Source organism: Halomonas sp. DP4Y7-1 (genome assembly GCF_019800705.1).
Lineage (GTDB): Bacteria > Pseudomonadota > Gammaproteobacteria > Pseudomonadales > Halomonadaceae > Halomonas > Halomonas litopenaei_A.
In genome coordinates, this window is the sequence record NZ_JAHVKS010000002.1 from 445,377 (window position 1) to 464,284 (window position 18,908).

Consider the following 18,908-nt stretch of genomic DNA (forward strand, 5'->3'; position numbering starts at 1 on the left):
CATGCCCGTAGTCATGCTCGTTGTCGGTACTCGCCCCGAGGCCATCAAGATGGCCCCGGTCGCCCTGGCGATCCACTCTTCCGCCATCCTCTCCCTGCATCTTTGCGCCAGCGGTCAGCACGACGAAATGCTCGACCAGGCACTGTCGCTGTTTGACCTTGTGCCAGACAGCAACCTGGCGGTCATGACCCCCTCTCAGACGCTCAATGGCCTGATGCAGGCCTTGCTGGGACGGCTGGACAGCGTCATGGCCGAGGTGATGCCCGATCTGGTGATGGTGCATGGCGACACCGCCACCTGCTTCGCGGCCAGTCTGGCTGCCTTTCAGCGCAAAGTGCCGGTGGCTCACGTCGAGGCCGGGCTGCGCACCGGCAACATCGACTCACCCTGGCCAGAAGAGGCCTATCGCAGCATGGTGGCGCGTATCGCCCGCCGCCATTACGCGCCAACCCCGTCCGCCAGGGACAACCTGCTGCGCGAACAGGTGGCGCCAGGCAGCATTCTGGTCACCGGCAATACCGTGATCGATGCCCTGATGTGGATGAAGGACAGTCTCGATGCCCACGGCTATCGGCCGTGGCCGGACAGTCCCTTGGCACGACTACGCCCCGGCGCCCGGCGGGTGCTGATTACCGGGCATCGCCGAGAAAATCATGGTGAAGGCATTCGCACCATCTGCCAGGCCATCGCTGAGCTGGCCGGGCGCTATCCCGATACCGACTTCGTCTATCCAGTGCACCTGAACCCCGCCATCAAGGACGTGGCCGAGCGTGAATTGGCCAATCTGCCCAACGTGCACCTGACTCCCCCCCAGGACTATCGCGACTTCGTCTGGTTGATGGGGGGCGCCACCCTGATCCTGACCGACTCTGGCGGACTTCAGGAGGAAGCTCCCGCCCTGGGAGTACCGGTACTGGTCATGCGCGAACATACCGAGCGCATCGACGCCCTCGATGCCGGGACCGTCATGCTGACCGGCAGTGCCAGCGACGCCATTGTGGCCGTTGCCTCGCGCCTGCTCGACACTCCTGAGGAGCGCCAGCGGATCGCCCAGATCCCCAATCCCTATGGACAAGGCGACGCCGCCGACAAGATCGTCCGCGACATGGAGTCCTGGCTGCTGTCGCGTCGGGCAGATGTCGAGGCCAGGCATGGCTGAACTACCGCCCGATCTGACGCTGTGGTTGCTCGATGCCTCGCTGCACGCCCTGTTCGCGCTGAAGTACGTTGCCATCACCCTGTGCCTGATGATGCTGGCGCTGGGGATCGATGACCTGTTTCTCGACATCGTCTACTGGACGCGGCGCAGCTGGCGCTACTGGTCCATCTATCGCAAGGTGCCCTACGCCGATGAGGAGCGGCTGTATCAGGCCCGCGAGAAGCCGCTGGCGGTGATGGTCCCCGCCTGGCAGGAAGTCGGCGTGGTCGGCCAGATGGCTCAGCTGATGGCCAGCACGATGGACTACGAAAACTACCAGATCTTCGTCGGCACCTATCCCAACGATCCGGACACCCAGGCCGAAGTCGACGTGGTCTGCCAGACTTTCTCGAACGTCCACAAGGTGGTCACGGTGCGCCCGGGCCCCACCAGCAAGGCAGATTGTCTCAACAACGTGATCGAAGCCATCGCGCGCTTCGAGCAGGCGGCCGGTATCGAGTTTGCCGGCTGCATCCTGCACGATGCCGAGGATGTGATCTCGCCGATGGAACTCAGGCTGTTCAACTATCTGCTGCCGGCCAAGGACTTGATCCAGGTGCCGGTCTATCCGTTCAGGCCCCGCTGGTATCAGCTGTCCGGGGGCCACTACATCGACGAATTCTCCGAGTATCACGGCAAGGATGTACTGATCAGGGAGGCCATGTGCGGTCAGGTCCCCAGCGCTGGCGTCGGCACCTGCTTCAGTCGCCGCGCCTTGGCACGCTTGAGAGAGCTCAACGATGGCATCACCTTCGACATCTGGAGCCTGACCGAAGACTACGACATCGGCTTTCGCCTGCACGAGAGCGGCCTTTCCTGCATCTTCGTTCGCTACAGCATCGAGCGCGACGACCTGTCACCCCGGCGCGAGCATGCGCCGGGGCAGTCGCTGCGAGAAAGCAAGGTGATCTGTGTGCGCGAGCACTTTCCCACCGCCCTGTCGGCGGTGGTTCGCCAGAAGTCCCGCTGGATCACCGGCATCGTCTTCCAGGGCTATCAGCATCTGGGCTGGAGCCGTACCAACTGGCGCCTCAACTACTTCCTCTGGCGCGACCGTCGCGGCCTGATCGCCTACCCGCTGGCGTTGGTGGCGACGCTGTTGCTGCTGATCATGTTCGGTCTATGGCTCTACGCCGCCCTGGTGGAGGACGCCTGGCGCTTTCAGTCCATCGTCGGCGGCTCCCTGCTGGAGGTACTGCTGTCCATCAACGGCGTGTTGCTGGCCAACCGTGCCTTCCAGCGGTTCTACTTCGTCAAGATCTACTACGGCTGGCGCCAAGGCCTGCTGTCCTTTCCCCGCATGCTGTGGAGCAACGTGGTCAACTTCCTGGCCAACGTTCGGGCCTGGAAGCTGTTCTTCACCCGCGCACGTCACCGCACCTTTGCCTGGGACAAGACCACCCACGACTTTCCCCATATCGATGGCGCCCAGCAGGTGTCGCTGCAGACGCTTCTGCTGGAAGCGGAGCTGATCGCTGACGCTACGCTGGCGGCTACCCTGAAGGAGGTCGGACCACGTCGACTGGCGCGTGAACTGGTCATCCGCGGACAGCTGCCGGGAATGGCCCTGGCCGAAGTCCAGGCCCGCTATCGCGGCCTGGAAACGACCGCGTTGCATCCGCTCAAGGTACCCGCTGCACTGGTCGAGGTACTGCCTTCCCATGTCGCCATCCGCTACGCCGTGCTGGCCATCGGCGAGCAGGACCAGCAGCTGATCCTGGCCACCGAAACGGTGTTGAGCCCGGTCGCCCTTGGCGCCATCAGCCGACGACTGCAGCGCCCGGTGGTCCAGCGTCTGGCCGCGGTGGGAAGAGTCTCGCTGGGCCTGCGCCACTGGTACCTGGGAGGTCTCGATGAGGACACCCAAGCCAGTCTCCAGCAATGGGACGAGGCGACTCCCGACGGTAACGCGCGGCTGGATGCCTTCTGTTGTCACCAGCCCATGCTCGGCGAGCTGCTGCTGGAACACGAGCTGATTGCGCCGACTCTGTTCGGCCAGGCCATGATCGACTTCGACCCTGAGCAGAGCCGCCTCGGCGACTTCCTGATCGCTCGCAAGATGATCGATGACACCACCCTGGCACGCGCGCTGGCCCTGCAGCAGCAGCATCGTCGCGCTGCCATGGCGGCCGTCGTGGAGGCCCCCGCGTGAACCCCCAGATAAAGCGGTCAAGCAACCGACTGAGCCGATGTCTGAGGCGCCCTTGGTGGCTTGGCATAGTGTTGATCGTCTGCCACCAGGCCCAGGCACTCAGCGAGTTTGACGAGTTTCGCAGCTACCCCTACCTCGACCGGGCCTACCGCGCCGCAGAAGCCAGGGACTGGGCCGAAGTACAGCGACTGATGGAGCATCTGATCGGACAGGTGCCTGGCAATATCGAGGCATATCGCCTGCTGTCACAGGCGCTGGAAAAACAAGGCAACCTGGACGGCGCCGTGGCGGCGCTAGGGGCGCTGGATGCCAACCTGGCCGCGGTGCAGATCAATGCGCTGCGCCGCGACTGGATCGCCGACGGCCATGCCAGCGCCGACCAGGTCGACCAGTGGCTGGCCGAGACTTCCGGCGCGGCACGCAGCGAGCTATGGCGTACCCGGGGGGACTACCTGCGCGCCACCCGCGGGGCCCCGGAGGCGCTTGCCTGGCTGCGCTCCGTCCAGGCCAAGGACGACGGCCTGGCGCTGGACCGCTATCGCGCCACCCTGGCAGAGCGGGTCCAGGACTGGGATCAGGTGATCGATGCCCTGGTGCCCCACGCGCTGGAAAACGTGCTGGAAGAAGACGACTGGCGACGCCTGGCGATTGCCATGGTCCAGTCCGACAACGAGAAGGGCGTCAACGCCATGGTGGCGGCCCTGCCCGATGGTGATATTCGGCGGTTCGTGCTCAAGGCGGGAGCGGATCGTGCCATTGCCCTGGGCTATCCGGAGCCCGCCCAACGCTGGCTCAAGACCCTCGAAGACAGCGGCCAGCTACTGCCCAGCGACGAGGACAAGCTGCTGCAGACGTCCTTGGCACTGGGCGACACCGCCAAGGTCAGGGAGCTGGCACTTCGTCACGACATGGATTGTCTGACGCTGGTCGACTGGCTTTCCCATCAAGGCGACCCCGACGCCCTGGCGACCTTCGCCGAGTGCGACCCCGCCGACAATCCAGAAAGCTGGCTGGTACTGGCCGATCGGCTAGACGCCATCGCCCTGCTGGAGACCATAACACTCCCCCGGCAGTGGCAGGCGCGCCAGGACGCAGTGTTACTGGATCGCTATCGTGCCGACGGCCATCTGACCAAGGCACTGGCGCTACTGCAGCGACAACCCCAGACCGCTGCCACCCTTCGCGAGCGCGCCGAACTGACCCAGCGCTTGTCGCGCCCACTCGCCGCCGCCGAGCTGTGGGAACGCCACTATCTGCTGAGCGGCGAAACCCGCTCGCTGGACCAGGCAAGCTACCTGTACCTGTCCTCGGATCACCCCCTGGCGGCCAGGCAGATCCTGCAGCAGGCCCTGCTCGCCGCCCCTGACCGGCTTTCACCCCAAGCCCTCGATCGCCTGGCCTTCCTGTACCGCGAAGACACCGCCAAGATACCCGACGGCACCCTGGCCATCCTGATCCAGCAGCCACGTCTTGGCAGCATGGTGCGGGAGGGGCTGCTCGAACAGCTTGCGCGCCAGGATCGCTGCGCTCTGGTCAGAGAGTTCGCCGACTCACAGCCCCCTCCCTGGGGGCCACTGGGCATCTGCTCGCGAGATAGACCGGGCCAGGCCGCCCGCTATTTTCAACGCGCGCTGGCGCAGCGCCTGGAGCAGCAGGCCCCCATCGGCGACGTCAGCCAGGCGCGCAAGCGGCTTGCCTATGCCCTGTTTGCCGCTGGCGACCCCTCCGCCGCCTGGCGCGAATGGCAGGCGGTCGAGGTCAACCTGCTGGAACAGCAAGATCGCCTTGCCGGCGCTCGCAGCGCGCTGGCCAGCGGTGACACCGAGGAGGCCTGGCGCTGGTGGAATGCCAGCAGCGCCAGCGCCGAGCATAGCCTGCTCGGGGCGCGCATTGCCCTGGCCAACGGCGAGCCACCGACATCACTGGCCCTCGCCACAGATGCCATCAGCCAGGCAGCGCCTGCGGATTCGGCCACTTTCGAAGGTGCCAGCCAGCTCGCCCAACAGGCCGGCGACGATGTCCTCGCCCGCCGCTGGCTTGAGCAGGCCCAGGCCGCAGCGCCGGATTCACCAAGACTCGCACGGGAACTGGGGCTGACATTGGCATCCAGCGACACCCAGATATCGCGCCAACAGGCGATACCTCTGCTGGAACGTGCACGCCACGCCTATCCCGAGGATATCGTCAGCGCGAGCACCCTGGGGGATCTGTACGCTGCCGTCGGCGACAACGCCCGCGCGCTAACCCGCCTTGAGCAGGCCATCGATCTGCAGCCCCTGGACCTTAGGGTGGGAGACGATAGCGCCGAGCGCATGGCTGAACGCCGCTATCGCCAGCGCCGCCAGCACGAAAGCCTGACCCGGCGCGACCGCATCACCCTGTCCTCAAGCTGGTCTCCGGCGAGCCCGACACCCGGTATCCGCAGCGATAGCGAGGATGACAGCGCCAGCGGCCACGATATCAACACCCAGATCCTGCAGTGGGATCATGCCCTTGGCCACGATCCGCTCAGTCAGGGGCGCCAGCTGGCGGGCTACGTGCGCACTATCTTCGGCGGCGATGACCGGGATGACTATGGGCGAGGCCGCTCTCTGGGCATGGGCCTGCGGGCCAAGCCGCTAGCCCGTCACAACATCAATCTCTACGCCGAGGTGTTTGCCGAGTCCCAGAAAAACGATGACCAGCATACGGACATCGACCTGCTGCTGCGCGCCAGCGGCTCCTTGCTCGACCAGGGTGGCTACAGCAATGAATGGCGGCCTACCGAGGACCATTGGCACGAACGCTCGCTCTATCTGGACGGTGCCTGGTGGACCCAGCGCGGCGACGTGCAACTGTTCAGTCGTTACCGCCAGGGCTACACCCTCAAGCTGCCGACCGACAGCGCTCAGACCCTGATGCCCTACGCCAGCCTCCAGGCCACCAGCCATGACACCGATGGCTGGGACGAGGATGTGCGGGTCGCAGCGGGCCTGCGCTGGGAGCTGTGGTACGACGAGGATCACTACAACGCCTTTCGCCGGAAACTCAGCGTCTCGACGGAGTATCAGCAGTCCCTGGGCGGCAACCTCTACGATGGCCGGGACGGCTGGATGATTCACCTGGAATGGAGCCTGTAACACGAGGCCTCGCCCTTGATCATGGGAGTACCTGCCATGTCCTTTGTTGCCACAGTCGCTGAGCCGCTAGCGTCGATCGCCCACCCTGCACGCCCACGCGCCAAGGCACGAGCCGGGCACTCTGTGGTGATCGCCGCCGTGCTGCTGACAAGCCCGCTAAGCGGTGTCGCCAGCGCTCCCGCAGACGATTTGGTCGGCTATGCCACAAACCATGCCGCAGCCCATGCCAGCGCCTACTCCACTCCTATCCTGTTCTATCAGCCCCAGAATCACGATGAGCTGCTGACCCGCGAGCGCTGGCAAACGTTATGGCAACAGGCCGCCGATCATGGCGTCGATACGCTGATCGTGCAGTGGACCCGCTATGGCGACGATACCTTCGGCGGTGCCGAAGGTTGGCTGGCCGACGCCCTGGTGGAAGCAGAGCGCCAGGGGCTCGAGCTGATCCTCGGTTTGCACCAGGACCCGGCCTACTACGATACGCTGCCGGACAACGCTCGCTTTGCCCACTACTGGTATCAGCTGCTGGCAAGGTCCGCCGCACAGCAGCAAGCGATTCTGCAGCAGTGGCCGTTGACCCCGGTGGGCTGGTATCTGCCGCAAGAGCTCGACGACTGGCTGTTTCGTGACCCTGGCGTGCGCGATGAGCTGGTGTCACAGCTGGCCAGCGCCAGCACGGCCTTGGCCGGCCCGCTTCACTTGAGCATGTTCAGCGGCGGCTTTGTCACCCCACAGGTCTATACCGCCTGGGCCGAAGCGATCAGTGACAGTGGATGGCAGGTCTGGTGGCAGGATGATGAAGGCACGCGCAATCTCGACCCCCTTGTGCGCAGCGACTACCGCCATGCCTTGAGCTGTCGTGTCGGTATCGTGCGTGAAGCCTTTTCACGCACCAGTGGTGCTACCGAACCCTTCCACGCGATTCCCACGCCGCCCCGTCGTCCGGCACGGGACTGCCACCCTGACGCCGTGTTTTCGCTGCGCTATATGCCCTGGGCCCAGGATCTTCTTTAAGGCCTTGAAGAAAGCCTTCGATGCTTCGTGTGGTCGCTCGTGGGCGGGCCCCTGACACACGGTAGCGGCTCAGCCAGTAGCGATATTAAAGAAGACCCTACCGGAAGGTAGGGTCGAAACATCCGATCGATCTAGAGCAGCCAACAAGACACGCACGCTCATTTAAGCCGATCGCGCCTTAGCCGGCTGCTCCCTGGAAGGGATACACCGGCCCCAGCTCAAGGAGGGAGGTCAGTTCGTCCAGAGCTGCCAGCGTCTCTTCGGCAAGCCGTGGATCGGCCAGATCCTCCGGGGCCAGCCGCTCGCGGTAGTGGCGCTTGACCCAGGCCACCAGGTCTTCGTACAACGCATCGTCGAGCAGCACGCGACCGGTCAGCGCTGAGCGCTCGGCTTGGCTCAGCACAACGCGCAGCCTCAGACACGCAGGACCTCCGCCATTGCGCATGCTCTGCTTGACGTCCTTGACCACCACTTCACTGATGGGGTTGTTGCCCGCCAGCAGATGATCCTGGATGCAGCGCCATACCGCTTCCCGCTCCTGGCATTCGCCTGGCACGACCAGAGTCATGCTGCCATCGTCGTTGGACAGCAGCTGGGAATTGAACAGGTACGACGCGACGGCATCTTCCAGGCTAACCGCCTCCAGCGGTACACGCACGGGAATCAAGGGCGTCGACATCTTGTCACGTAGCGCGTCCAGGGTGCCCTGTTCATCGCGGAACGCCAGCTCGTGGTACAGCAGCACCGGGCCATTGCCCACGGCAATCACATCGTTGTGAAAGACCCCTGCATCGATGGCATCAGGGTGCTGCTGGGCATAGACCACCTGATGGTCGCCCAGACCGTGCTGGCGGGCGATGGCCTGGCTGGCCTCCAGGGTCTGGCGGGCAGGGAAGCGGCTGGGTTCGACCCCATCACCGCCGAAAGCCTGGCGCCCATACACGAACAGATGCACACCCGGCTCGCCGTGTTCGCCACACAGCCTGGTGTGATTGGCCGCCCCTTCATCGGAAAACGCCGGGGTCGCCGGCAGTACCGGGTGATGGGCAAAGCGGGTCGGGTCGGCGAAGATTGCGGCCAGCACCCGTGCGGTGGTTTCCGGCTCCAGAAAGCGATGGAAGCTGGACTGCAGGTTGGCCGGGGTAAAGTGCACGCGCCCATCCGCAGCGTCACCGCTGGGCGTCACCGTACCGGCGTTGGCCGTCCACATGCTGGAGGCAGAGCAGACCGCGCGCAGCAATTGCGGGGCCTGCTCCGCCGCCTGGGCCAGCACCTCGGCGTTGTCACCGGTGAACCCCAGCGAGCGCAGCGCGCCCAGGTCCGGGCGCTGCTGCGGCGGCAATACGCCCTGGGCGTAGCCAGCGTCTTTCAGGGCCTTCATCTTGGCCAGACCCTGCAACGCAGCCTCACGGGGATTGGACACCAGACCCCCGTGGGACATGGACGCCACATTGCCGTGGGCCAGGCCGGAATAGTTATGGGTCGGGCCGACGAGGCCGTCAAAGTTGACCTCGACCACGTCTTGTTGACTCATATCCTTCACAGGCTCACCCCCGGCGGCAGCTTATCGGGCAGGTTCAGCGCTTCACTCTCGACTGAAGCGACCGGGTAGGCGCAGTAGTCGGCGGCGTCAGATAAAGAGCGCGCTGGGCGCGTTGTCGCGTCGACCAGCGTCACTGCTGATAGCGTCATCACAGGCTCACCCCCGGCGGCAGCTTATCGGGCAGGTTCAGCGCTTCACTCTCCACTGAAGCGACCGGGTAGGCGCAGTAGTCGGCAGCGTAGAACGCACTGGGACGATGGTTACCGCTGTCGCCGACCCCGCCAAACGGTGCATCCCCGGACGCTCCCGTCGTCTGGCGGTTCCAGTTGACGATGCCAGCGCGGATGCGCAGCAGGAAGTCGTCCCAGTCGCTGCGCTCGCCGCCGATCAGGCCGGCAGAAAGCCCGTAGCGCGTGTCATTGGCCAGGACGATGGCCTCATCCCAGTCGCGGTAGCGATAGACCTTGAGCAGCGGCCCGAAGTGCTCTTCATCGGGCACCTCGACGCCGGTCACGTCCACCAGCCCCGGAGACAGCAAACTGGTGCCCTCCTCGAGCTGACGCATCCGTGCCAGCACCGTGCCACCTCGTGCTTCCAGATCCGCCTGGGCCGCCAGCAGTCCCTCGGCGGCCGCTACGCTGACCAGACCGCCGTAGAAAGGCGCGTCTTCAGCGAAGGGCTGTGCCACCCGCAACCGTCCCATGGCCTCCGTCAATGCCGCCAGCAAGCTGTCCCCAGCGCTTCCTTCAGGCACGATCAGACGACGGGCACAGGTACACCGCTGACCGCCGGACAGAAACGCGGACTGCAAGATGGTCAGCACGGCGGCGTCCTCATCCGGCACATCCTTCACCACCAGCGGGTTGTTGCCGCCCAGCTCCAGCGCCAGCACCTTGCCCATCTGGCCGGCAAACTGCTGATGCAGCAGCCCGCCGACCTTGGCACTCCCCGTAAACAGCAGGCCGTCGATGCCGGCGGCCGCCGACAACGCCTGTCCCACCGGGGCAGCGCCCTGCACGAGATTGATGACCCCAGCGGGAAGGCCCGCTTCAAGCCAGCATTTCAAGGTCAGATCGGCGGTCAGCGGCGTCTGCTCGCTGGGCTTGAAGACCACCGTGTTGCCTGCCAGCAAGGCGGGCACGATATGGCCATTGGGCAGGTGGCCGGGAAAGTTGTAGGGACCAAACACCGCCATCACACCATGGGGACGATGGCGCAGCACGGCGCGTGCATCTCCCAGGTCACGCTCGCGCTCACCGGTGCGCTCCTCACGGGCGCGGATGGACAGCGCCACCTTGCCGATCATGGCGCCAACTTCGGTGCGTGCCTCCCAGATCGGCTTGCCGGTCTCGTGGGCAATGCTGGCGGCCAGATCTTCACGATGGTTTTCCAGCACGCCACGGAAACGCTCGACCAGCGCCTCACGCTCGGCCAATGGCGTTCTGGCCCAGGCAGCGAAGGCGCGCCTGGCGCTGGCCACCGCTTGCTCCACCTGTTCGGCGCTGGCCGCGGCACCCTGCCACAGCGTCGCTCCGCTGATGGGATCACGCTTGCTGAAGGTCTCTGCATCACCAGACACCCACTGACCGTCGATGAGCAATTGTTGGGTGGGTTGCATCACGCCTCCTCGTCGGAATTCAGCACACGCAAGGTATCGCCGGAGCTGACCTCCAGCCTGCGTGCTTCGTTGTCATTGAGTACCAGGATGCCGGCGTCGTCGGGCCCTCGTCCGACCCAGGCGGCGCGGAAGTCGGCCATGGACGTGGTGGCCGCCAGCCACTGGGGACGTTCGCTGCTGACAGCATCAGGATCGACTTCCACCCGCACATGGCGGGACAGCCGAACGCCCTTGACGTCGTCGATATAGGCCTCGACGGTGGGCCCCCCGTCGAAGATGTCGATATAGCCTTCCCAGCGCAGTCCCTGCTTCTTGAGCATCGCCAGCGCTGGTCGCGTATGTTCGTGGACCTGACCGATGCAGGCACGCGCCTGTTCGGACAGGAAGGGGGTGTAGATCGGAAACTTGGGCATCAGTTCGCCGATAAAGCTCTTCTGACCCAGACCGGTCAAGCGATCCGCTTCATCGAAGTCCATCGGGAAAAAGTTGGCGCCCAGGCACTCCCAGAAAGCACTGCGACCGTTGTCGTCGAAGCGTCCGCGCATCTCGGCCAGGACCTTTTCCGGAAAGCGATCGCGAAACTCCGCCATGAACAGCCAGCGCATCATCGACAGCAGCGCACCGTTGCGCTGATGGCGGCGGTCCGCGCCCCTGAACTCGGGGCGCAGAAACAGTGACGCCACCTCGGCGTCGCCGGTGTGATCAGAGCTCAGAAACAGCGTATCGACGGTGCGATGCAGGTCGAGCTGCTTGGAGGAGTGCGCCAGGGTGCCGACGCGATAGTGATAGAACGGTACCTCGCGTCCCACCTGGCCCTCGATGGCACAGCAACCGGCCAGGCGACCGCTCTCTTCGTCCTCCAGGACAAAGAAATAGAGCCGCTGATCCACCGGGGTCTGCTCATTGAAGGCGCTGCTGGCAGAGGCGATCTTGGCGGCCAGGAACTCGCGATTATCGGGCAGGGAGGTGAAGCCGACGCCGGTCTCCCGGGCCAGCGCCTGGAGCTCGTCCAGGTCCCCTTCCTTGATCGGACGCATGCGCATTACAGCTCTCCCTCGTCATATCCCGGATCGAGGCCATCAGCCGACAACGCCAGGGGCGCGGCCAGTACCGCACGACCTTCTTCCACCCCCAGCAGCTCGGCATGGGCCGGTGACAGCATCAGCTGACCTGTGGGAGACAGCGCGTAACGGGCCACCGTGCAGCAGAAGCCATCCAGGCGCTGATTGGCCACCATGGCCGGCTCGGCGTCGGGAAGGGTGTGCTCGGGACGAATGCGCACCGGGTGCCAGGCCGCGCGCCGAAAACTCTCCAGCCGAGCACGATCCCCCTTGATCACGGGACCTGCATCGAACAGGTCCACATGGCGGGAGCGCAGGAAGCCTTCGGCCAGCATTTCCTCGAGCGCGTCTTCATGGGCGGGATGCTCGCGACCGATGGCCGCGCGAGCCTTGGGCGTCAGCATGGCCAGGTAAAGCGGGAACTGTGGCATCACCTCAGCGATGAAGCTCTTGGAGCGCACGCCGGCGATATAGTTAATCTCGTGATAGTCGCGCACGAAAAAATGCCGGCCCACGCTGTTCCAGAACGGCGACGCACCGTCCTCGTCGAGATAGCCGGGGAAGGCCATCGCCAGCACGTCGGCGAACCGCTCCGGGTACTGGGCAATGAACATCAGCCTGGCACGCCGGAGCAGGCTCTCCGCGCTGGTGCCCTTGTAGCGCGGGTCCAGCGACAGGGCACACAGCAGGCTGGCATCGGACACTTCGTGGGACAGCGCCAAGGTCTGCACCTCACGCCTCACATTGAGCTGCTGCGAGGCATGAATCAGCGTCTCCTGGCGATAGGTGTAATAGGCCTCATTAGCGCCGGCCAGGGCACGAATGGTGGCCGTGCCCACGACGTCGCCACGTTCCTGGTCTTCGAGTACGAAGGTGTAGTGCTCGTCTCCCGGCACTTCGACCTCCGACGCGAAGGCCCGCTGGGAGCGCGCAATGCGCTCCTCAAGACGATCGCGGTGGGCCGGCAGATTGGTCAGGCGCGGCTGGGCGCTGCCTGCCAGGCGCTCCAGCGCCGGCAGGTCACCAGGCCGCACAGGGCGAACAGCCAACATGGGATGCCCTCCTGTCGCAGCTTGCTCAAGATCCGATGACATAGTCTGTGGCAGGGGCCTGCTCACGATGCGCTCACCAGACGAGCGATGGCACGCTCCAGGCGCTCGAGGCCCTCGACGATGTCTGCCTCGGGGATCACCAGTGACGGCGCCATGCGCAGCACATTAGGTCCGGCGATCAAGGCCATCAGGCCCTCTTCAATGGCCAGCGGCAGGATGTCCTTGGCACGGCCTTCGTAGTCCGGCGCCATCTCGGCACCGATCAGCAGCCCCATGCCGCGCACTTCCTTGAACACGCCGTGCTTGCGGTTGATGGCTTCGAGGTGCTCGCGGAACAGCTCATGACGCTTGGCGACGCCACCGAGCACCTCCGGCGTATCGATGTGGCGGATCGCGGCCAGGGCCACGGCAGACGCCAACGCGTTACCGCCATAGGTCGAGCCGTGGGTGCCCAGCACCAGCACCGGGGCCACGCGATCGGTCGTCAGCATGGCGCCCACGGGAAAACCACCGCCCAGGCTCTTGGCGCTGGTCAGGATATCGGGGGTGATACCGTAATCCATGTAGGCATAGAGAGAGCCCGAGCGACCCACGCCAGTCTGCACTTCATCAAATACCAGCAGCGCATCATGCTGGTCACACAGATCGCGGAGTCCCTGCAGGAATTCCTGAGTGGCCGGAACGACACCGCCTTCACCCTGCATCGGCTCGACCACGATGGCACAGGTGTCATCCCCTACCAGCTCGCGGACGCTGTCCAGGTTGTTGAACTCCGCATGCAGGATGCCGCCCGGGACCGGACCAAACCCCTGCGAGTACTTGGGCTGGCCACCTACGCTGACGGTGAACAGGGTGCGTCCATGAAAGGACTGGCGGAAGGAAATGATCTTGTCCTTGTGCTCGCCGTGGGTGTCATGGGCCCAGCGACGCGCCAGCTTGAAGGCCGCTTCGTTGGCCTCGCCACCGGACGAACACAGGTATACCTTGTCGGCAAAGGTGCGCTCGACCAGCTCCCGGGACAGCTCGAGCGCCGGTTCGTTGGTATAGACGTTGGACAGATGCCACAGCTTGTCAGCCTGAGCCTTGAGCGCATCCACCAGCACCGGGTGGCAGTGACCGAGAGAGTTGACCGCGATACCGCCGGCAAAGTCGATGTACTCACGCCCCTCCTGGTCCCACAGGCGGCTGCCCTCGCCGCGCACCGGGATGACCTTCTGGGGCGCGTAGTTGGGCACCATGTACTGATCAAAGTCGGCACGGCTCGGGGTGTGGCTCATCGGTGATCTCCGCTGTCATGGGTGGTTGCCGTCGCGAGACGGCTGAGCATGTAATGCGCGAAATCGCAAAACATGCAATCAATCGATCACTCGAGTATAGGGACGCCATCGCAGGAAGGCTTTCAGCAATGGGACCGGCTTTTTCACAAAGCACAGCCACGTCCGCGCAGCACCGTCACCCTCGACAACCCACAGCCGCGTTTCTTCTGCATGCTTCGGCCCAGCGCCTCGTCTAGTCTGTAGACAGCCAGTCTTCCACTACTCAGTGAATCCTCATGATCAACACCACTCGCTGGAATCGTTGGCGCTACTCGCTGTATGCGCCTGTGTATGACGTGGTCGCCGAAAGAGCCTTTCGCCGGCCGCGCCGTCAGGCACTGGCCCAGGTGCGCTGGCAATCCGGCATGCGGGTATTGCTGGTGGGTGCGGGCACCGGGCTCGACCTGCCGTGGCTACCACGAGATATCGAGGTGCACGCCAGTGACCTGTGCCCCGCCATGGTCAAGCGACTCAAGGTCAGGGCCAATCACCTTGGGGTGGATGTGGAAGCACGAGCAATGGACGCCGAGCAGCTGGATTACCCGGATGGCTATTTCGATGTGGTGGTGATGCACCTGATTCTGGCGGTCATGCCGCAACCGGACAGGGGGCTGGCCGAGGCCTATCGCGTGCTGGGCGGCGATGGACAGCTGTGCATCATGGACAAGTTCCAGGACGACGAGCGGCCTTCCGGGATGCTGCGACGCAGCCTCAACCTGGCGACCACGACCATCGCCACCGATATTACCCGCCAGGCCGCACCTCTGCTGACAAAGGCAGGCTTCGTCATTGAACAGGACACTGCGGTCCTGATGGGCAAGGTATTTCGCGCCCTGCTGGCCTGCAAGGCGCCACCCACATCATCAACAGACCCGGCAGGCGTCCTGCGATGAGCTGTCACGCTGCCATTGACGGCGCCACTGCGCCGGCGTACCCGCTTCGAAGCGCTGCCATAGGCGCCTGAGCTGGTGTTCGTCCGACACGCCCACCTTTTCGGCAATGGCTGCGAGGCTAAGCGATGATTCCTGCATCAGCTGGCGGGCCAGCTGAAGGCGAATTCTGGCCAGATAGTCCAGTGCGCTCATGCCGGTCAGCTCGACGAAGCGGCGCCGCAGGTGGCGCTCTCCCATGGCGGACTCCCTGGCCATAAGCGACATGGACCATGTATCAGCCGGGGCAGCAGCGATGCGATCCTGAAGCCGGTGGATACGCTGATCGACATGATTTCTCCCCGTCAGCCACACCCCCAGCTGGGGTTCCTGGCCGCTACGACGAAGATACAGCACCATATCCCTCGCCACCGTTACCACGATGTCGTGTCCGACGACTCGCGTCAGCCAATGCAACATCGTATCGATCCCGGTGGAGATGCCAGCGCTGGTAAACAGCCCACGGTCCTCGGTGAATATGCAGTCCTGCTGAACGAGTGCCCTGGGTGCCAGACACCGCAGTCTGTCGAGAAGTTGATGATGGGTGGTACAACGGCGCCCCTCCAGCAAGCCTGCCTGGGCCAACAGTAGCGTACCCGAACACACGCTCATCACGGCACGAGCCTGGGGCGCCACTGACCGCAGCCACCCCACCACCTCATCCTGAGCATCGGCTTCCATGGCGGCGCGATACTGGCCAGGCACCAAAAGCAGGTGGCAATCCCCCAGGGAGTCGGGCAGCGGCGCTATACCCGACAACGATAGCGGCCCCATCCAGTCAAACTGAGAACGGGGCCCGATGAAGTCGATCTCAAAGGGTTGCCTGATCGATGCACTGCGTAACACCTGCCATGGCCCCACGAGGTCGAGGGGCACCATCCCAGGTACCAACACGATACTCACTCGAAGGGGGCCATCACCTGCAGCACGAGTTTCCATCATTCTCCCTGGCCCCCCCCTCTTGTCATATGGCTCGGTCACAGATGGCCGCTGGTCAGGCCAGCTCACAGCGCGCATTGCGCAAGGCACTTACCGGCACCACACGGGCAAAGCGCCCATCCAGTACCAGTTCCGTGCGCTCACGGATCTCTGCTGCGGAGAACACTCGTCCTGCTCGAGACATCGAGAACGTCAGCGTCGCCTCGGCGATGAACACCACATCATACCCAAGATCAGACCCCACTCGAGCCGTCGTCTCGCAGCACTGCTCGGTACGGATGCCACTGATCCAGAGCGTCGTGATTCCCTTCCCACGAAGCCAGCGGTCCAGTCCGGTATCGGTGAACGCGTTGTGCGCGGTCTTGTAAAACGTGGCGTCCGCAGGATCCTCAAAGCCCGGCAAAGGTTTGACGAACCCCTGATCTGGATCGAAGGCTCCACCGCTCCCGGGTGCGAGATGGAAGATTCTTACGAGGGGTATGCCTGATGCCTTGGCCAGGTCGATCAATTCGCGCTGGGCGTCAGGCCAGCGCCCCAGTTCTTGCGGATTCCAGTAAGGACGCTGGGGAAAAGACGCTTGAACATCAATAAGCAGTAGTGCAGATGACATGGAAAGACTCCCGGTCCGCAGAATGGGAGAAAGCAATGGGTGTACAGCTACGATAAGTGGCCCCATCGACGGACCGAAGTGCCAAAGCGGTCACACCGGTGGCAAATTCGGACATGATCTTCAACGCCCACCACCACTACGGCCACCCGCCCCTACGCACCAACCTATAAAGCGCTAACCTATGCGGCACTCACCAACAAAAAAAGGCCCACCCAAAAAGGTGAGCCTTTGTCATCACGTCATGCCACCAACCGCTGGCACTGTGACGATGTTACATATTGGCTTCCTGGAAAGCCTCGACGGTCTCTTGCAGCAGTGCCTTCAGATCGGCAACTTCCTGCTCCAATGCGGCAATTTTTTGCTCCTGCTGCGTGGCTTCCGATTGCTGCTGAATCGCCTGCATGCGCTGCTGCAGCGTATCGGAATCCATCGCTTGCGCTGTACCCACTGCCATCATGGAGGCCAGGAGTGCAGCTGCCATCATTTTGATCTTCATGTCTTTCTCCTCGTCTTTGTCGAACGTCCTTCGACCTGGTTCCCTGTCCATTACCCATGAAGGCCGGTAGGCACTGCTGCAAGGCAATGGTAGGACATCGTCTTGATGATTAGCGGAGCAACGTGACCTGCAGGGCGTTTCACTAGAGCAAGACAGGAAGGGAATGCCAACCACCCCGTCACGTCCAAGACACGCACCCTCCACGAAGCCCAATGAAAAACAGTGTTCAAAAACTCGTTGAATCAATCTAATAGGGGGGTATTACCGTTAGCAACCTGTGTTTATTCGAAAGACTAAACAAGCACAATTTTTAAACTTTATAGGACATTTCCACGTCGACACCATCCCGTCCTACGTATGAAAAGACCTAATACCTATCTGACGCCTGGTGCGGGCCGGCGCCGGTAAACCCATGGCTTACCAGCGCCGTAGGCCGCAGCTTATCTCGTTCTGAAAAACTGCGGCGCTAACCATCATGCTGGATTACTGGGACTCATTGAGACTGTCTACGGTCATCTGAAGAAGGTCCTTCAGCTCTGCCACTTCTTGTTCGAGGGCTTCGACTTTCTGCTCGTCGGAGGCCGCCTCACTGCGCTGTTCAATTTCCTGCATGCGCTTCTGCAGGGTCGCTGAGTCCATGGCAAAGGCGCTACCCGCGGCCAGCACAGATACCATCATGACAGCAAAGATCATCTTGGTTTTCATGTCACTCTCCTCGACTTTCCTATTGTGGCCGACCGCAGAAGTCTGGCCTTTTGAGGGATCCACCTCTGTGGGGGATCCTATGCTTGCCTATCGTTGACTTGTCTTCCCCTGCAAATTCAGCAAAGAAGAGACAAGTTACTGGTGCAATATGCTGCTTCAGCGCATTTGAAAACTGGGTGTCTACATCCATCCGCGCCCACCTCAGTTCACTTGTCGCTCATATCCTTTCATCCCGATCCGCTTTCGCCCCGGTCCGCTTTCATCCAGGTCCACTTTCACCCCAGTCGGCGGATGCTCGATATACGTTCTTATGATTTTCCAGCGAACAAAGCGCGAATCTACGACTCAAGAAAACAAACAAAAACATCACGTTATGAGCAGGAAGACCAGAAAAACTGACCGCATCTAAACGTAACATTTTGTTAACTGGTAACAGAAAATCTAATTCGCATCTCACATATTGGCAATTGCAGATATGTTCATAAAATCATTTCGGCACAATTTTTCTGTAAGATATTGAACATAGCGGCGTAAAAACATCTCACATTACGTCGACAGCTATGGGCTTTCCTTTCACGCATGGTGGACCCGCATGAAAGTCACACGCCAGCAGCACTGCTCGTTGCTGCTGGCGCATCATTGGCCTTTATGCTGATTCGGCAATCAGGTGATCGTGTTTGGCGATCGCCTCTTCACTTACCGCTTTCCAGGCAGCCCCGGTGATGGCAAGGGAAGCCCCGAGAAGAACCAGGTCCTTCGCCAGGAATCCACCGAACAGCGATGGGAAGGCCAAGGTATCACCCGACAGACTGCTGACATGCAAGACACCAGGGGTGGTCAGCAAGAAGGTGCTGGTTGTCAGGAAGATGACGCTTGCAAGCGCTCCCCCCACCAGTCCCGCTTTCTTGGAGATGGGATATGCCGCAACAAGCAAGCCAACGACAATTTCTGCCGTACCAATAGCCGCCGACACCTGATTGACACTCGCAATGCTGTACAACCAGGACATCAACGGAGAGCTGGCAACGATGCCCTGGATAGCGGCCGCTTCATCTGGGTGATACTTGAAGAAACCGATCCATAGAAGGATCGCGACCACACCGTACAACGCAATATAGAAGCCAGCACGAGAAAGGGTATTGTGATTCATGTCTCA

Annotated in this window: 16 protein-coding genes; 5 read left to right on the top strand and 11 right to left on the bottom strand. The window is 62.8% G+C overall.

Annotated elements, in window-relative coordinates:
• Position 1: 1 nt before the first annotated feature.
• The 4 genes from wecB to KUV72_RS05560 all read left to right on the top strand — a co-directional run bounded on the left by wecB (position 2) and on the right by KUV72_RS05560 (position 7,483).
• Positions 2-1,159 carry a non-hydrolyzing UDP-N-acetylglucosamine 2-epimerase gene (gene wecB, locus KUV72_RS05545; protein WP_206941486.1) on the top strand — a complete coding sequence of 386 codons (1,158 nt, stop codon included), beginning with the start codon at positions 2-4 and terminating at the stop codon, positions 1,157-1,159.
• Entirely contained in the window at positions 1,152-3,350 is a 2,199-nt protein-coding gene (locus KUV72_RS05550) for a glycosyl transferase family protein (protein ID WP_222237697.1), read from the top strand. The genes wecB and KUV72_RS05550 overlap by 8 nt, the downstream gene beginning before the upstream one ends.
• A gap of 68 nt (positions 3,351-3,418) precedes the next feature.
• On the top strand, positions 3,419-6,469 hold the full coding sequence (locus KUV72_RS05555; protein ID WP_222237698.1) for an NfrA family protein: 3,051 nt from the start codon (positions 3,419-3,421) through the stop codon (positions 6,467-6,469).
• Positions 6,470-6,505: 36 nt separating this feature from the next.
• Positions 6,506-7,483: a DUF4434 domain-containing protein gene (locus tag KUV72_RS05560; protein ID WP_222237699.1), complete on the top strand. Its 978-nt coding sequence runs from the start codon at positions 6,506-6,508 to the stop codon at positions 7,481-7,483.
• 178 nt (positions 7,484-7,661) lie between these two features.
• Here KUV72_RS05560 and astB read toward each other — a convergent pair whose 3' ends face one another.
• The 6 genes from astB to KUV72_RS05590 form a co-directional block, all read right to left on the bottom strand.
• Positions 7,662-9,017, bottom strand: a complete 1,356-nt coding sequence (astB, locus tag KUV72_RS05565; protein ID WP_222237700.1) for an N-succinylarginine dihydrolase — start codon at positions 9,015-9,017, stop codon at positions 7,662-7,664.
• A gap of 5 nt (positions 9,018-9,022) precedes the next feature.
• On the bottom strand, positions 9,023-9,175 hold the full coding sequence (locus tag KUV72_RS05570) for a hypothetical protein (protein WP_222237701.1): 153 nt from the start codon (positions 9,173-9,175) through the stop codon (positions 9,023-9,025).
• Positions 9,175-10,644 carry a succinylglutamate-semialdehyde dehydrogenase gene (astD, locus tag KUV72_RS05575; protein ID WP_222237702.1) on the bottom strand — a complete coding sequence of 490 codons (1,470 nt, stop codon included), beginning with the start codon at positions 10,642-10,644 and terminating at the stop codon, positions 9,175-9,177. The genes KUV72_RS05570 and astD overlap by 1 nt, the downstream gene beginning before the upstream one ends.
• Positions 10,644-11,687 carry an arginine N-succinyltransferase gene (gene astA / locus KUV72_RS05580; protein WP_206941494.1) on the bottom strand — a complete coding sequence of 348 codons (1,044 nt, stop codon included), beginning with the start codon at positions 11,685-11,687 and terminating at the stop codon, positions 10,644-10,646. Before astA ends, astD begins: the two co-directional genes overlap by 1 nt.
• Positions 11,687-12,757, bottom strand: a complete 1,071-nt coding sequence (locus tag KUV72_RS05585) for an arginine N-succinyltransferase (protein ID WP_206941495.1) — start codon at positions 12,755-12,757, stop codon at positions 11,687-11,689. Before KUV72_RS05585 ends, astA begins: the two co-directional genes overlap by 1 nt.
• A 62-nt stretch (positions 12,758-12,819) precedes the next feature.
• Positions 12,820-14,034, bottom strand: a complete 1,215-nt coding sequence (locus tag KUV72_RS05590; protein WP_222237703.1) for an aspartate aminotransferase family protein — start codon at positions 14,032-14,034, stop codon at positions 12,820-12,822.
• 275 nt (positions 14,035-14,309) lie between these two features.
• On the opposite strand from KUV72_RS05590, the gene KUV72_RS05595 reads away from it, so the two are divergent.
• A complete protein-coding gene (locus KUV72_RS05595; protein ID WP_222237704.1) occupies positions 14,310-14,966 on the top strand; it encodes a class I SAM-dependent methyltransferase in 657 nt (218 codons plus the stop codon).
• On the opposite strand, the gene KUV72_RS05600 is transcribed toward KUV72_RS05595, so the two are convergent.
• The 5 genes from KUV72_RS05600 to KUV72_RS05620 all read right to left on the bottom strand — a co-directional run bounded on the left by KUV72_RS05600 (position 14,937) and on the right by KUV72_RS05620 (position 18,902).
• Positions 14,937-15,941 (bottom strand): GlxA family transcriptional regulator, encoded by a 1,005-nt coding sequence (locus KUV72_RS05600; protein ID WP_261317357.1) that lies wholly within the window; start codon positions 15,939-15,941, stop codon positions 14,937-14,939. The genes KUV72_RS05595 and KUV72_RS05600 overlap by 30 nt on opposite strands.
• Before the next feature lie 55 nt (positions 15,942-15,996).
• Positions 15,997-16,551 (bottom strand): isochorismatase family protein, encoded by a 555-nt coding sequence (locus KUV72_RS05605; protein WP_222237706.1) that lies wholly within the window; start codon positions 16,549-16,551, stop codon positions 15,997-15,999.
• A gap of 271 nt (positions 16,552-16,822) precedes the next feature.
• The gene (locus KUV72_RS05610) at positions 16,823-17,047 is read right to left on the bottom strand and encodes a hypothetical protein (protein WP_222237707.1); all 225 of its coding nucleotides are present in this window, start codon (positions 17,045-17,047) and stop codon (positions 16,823-16,825) included.
• 483 nt (positions 17,048-17,530) lie between these two features.
• Positions 17,531-17,752, bottom strand: a complete 222-nt coding sequence (locus KUV72_RS05615; RefSeq protein ID WP_206941503.1) for a hypothetical protein — start codon at positions 17,750-17,752, stop codon at positions 17,531-17,533.
• Between the two features lie 646 nt (positions 17,753-18,398).
• Positions 18,399-18,902 (bottom strand): DUF417 family protein, encoded by a 504-nt coding sequence (locus tag KUV72_RS05620; RefSeq protein WP_222237708.1) that lies wholly within the window; start codon positions 18,900-18,902, stop codon positions 18,399-18,401.
• Positions 18,903-18,908: the final 6 nt, after the last annotated feature.

Coding starts and splice junctions, on each gene's coding strand:
- KUV72_RS05570 (WP_222237701.1), bottom strand. CDS start 9,175: ATGACGCTATCAGCAGTGACGCTGGTCGACGCGACAACGCGCCCAGCG.
- astB (WP_222237700.1), bottom strand. CDS start 9,017: ATGAGTCAACAAGACGTGGTCGAGGTCAACTTTGACGGCCTCGTCGGC.
- astA (WP_206941494.1), bottom strand. CDS start 11,687: ATGCGCATGCGTCCGATCAAGGAAGGGGACCTGGACGAGCTCCAGGCG.
- KUV72_RS05595 (WP_222237704.1), top strand. CDS start 14,310: ATGATCAACACCACTCGCTGGAATCGTTGGCGCTACTCGCTGTATGCG.
- KUV72_RS05610 (WP_222237707.1), bottom strand. CDS start 17,047: ATGAAGATCAAAATGATGGCAGCTGCACTCCTGGCCTCCATGATGGCA.
- KUV72_RS05585 (WP_206941495.1), bottom strand. CDS start 12,757: ATGTTGGCTGTTCGCCCTGTGCGGCCTGGTGACCTGCCGGCGCTGGAG.
- KUV72_RS05600 (WP_261317357.1), bottom strand. CDS start 15,941: ATGGAAACTCGTGCTGCAGGTGATGGCCCCCTTCGAGTGAGTATCGTG.
- KUV72_RS05605 (WP_222237706.1), bottom strand. CDS start 16,551: ATGTCATCTGCACTACTGCTTATTGATGTTCAAGCGTCTTTTCCCCAG.
- wecB (WP_206941486.1), top strand. CDS start 2: ATGCCCGTAGTCATGCTCGTTGTCGGTACTCGCCCCGAGGCCATCAAG.
- KUV72_RS05590 (WP_222237703.1), bottom strand. CDS start 14,034: ATGAGCCACACCCCGAGCCGTGCCGACTTTGATCAGTACATGGTGCCC.
- KUV72_RS05550 (WP_222237697.1), top strand. CDS start 1,152: ATGGCTGAACTACCGCCCGATCTGACGCTGTGGTTGCTCGATGCCTCG.
- KUV72_RS05615 (WP_206941503.1), bottom strand. CDS start 17,752: ATGAAAACCAAGATGATCTTTGCTGTCATGATGGTATCTGTGCTGGCC.
- KUV72_RS05620 (WP_222237708.1), bottom strand. CDS start 18,902: ATGAATCACAATACCCTTTCTCGTGCTGGCTTCTATATTGCGTTGTAC.
- KUV72_RS05560 (WP_222237699.1), top strand. CDS start 6,506: ATGTCCTTTGTTGCCACAGTCGCTGAGCCGCTAGCGTCGATCGCCCAC.
- astD (WP_222237702.1), bottom strand. CDS start 10,644: ATGCAACCCACCCAACAATTGCTCATCGACGGTCAGTGGGTGTCTGGT.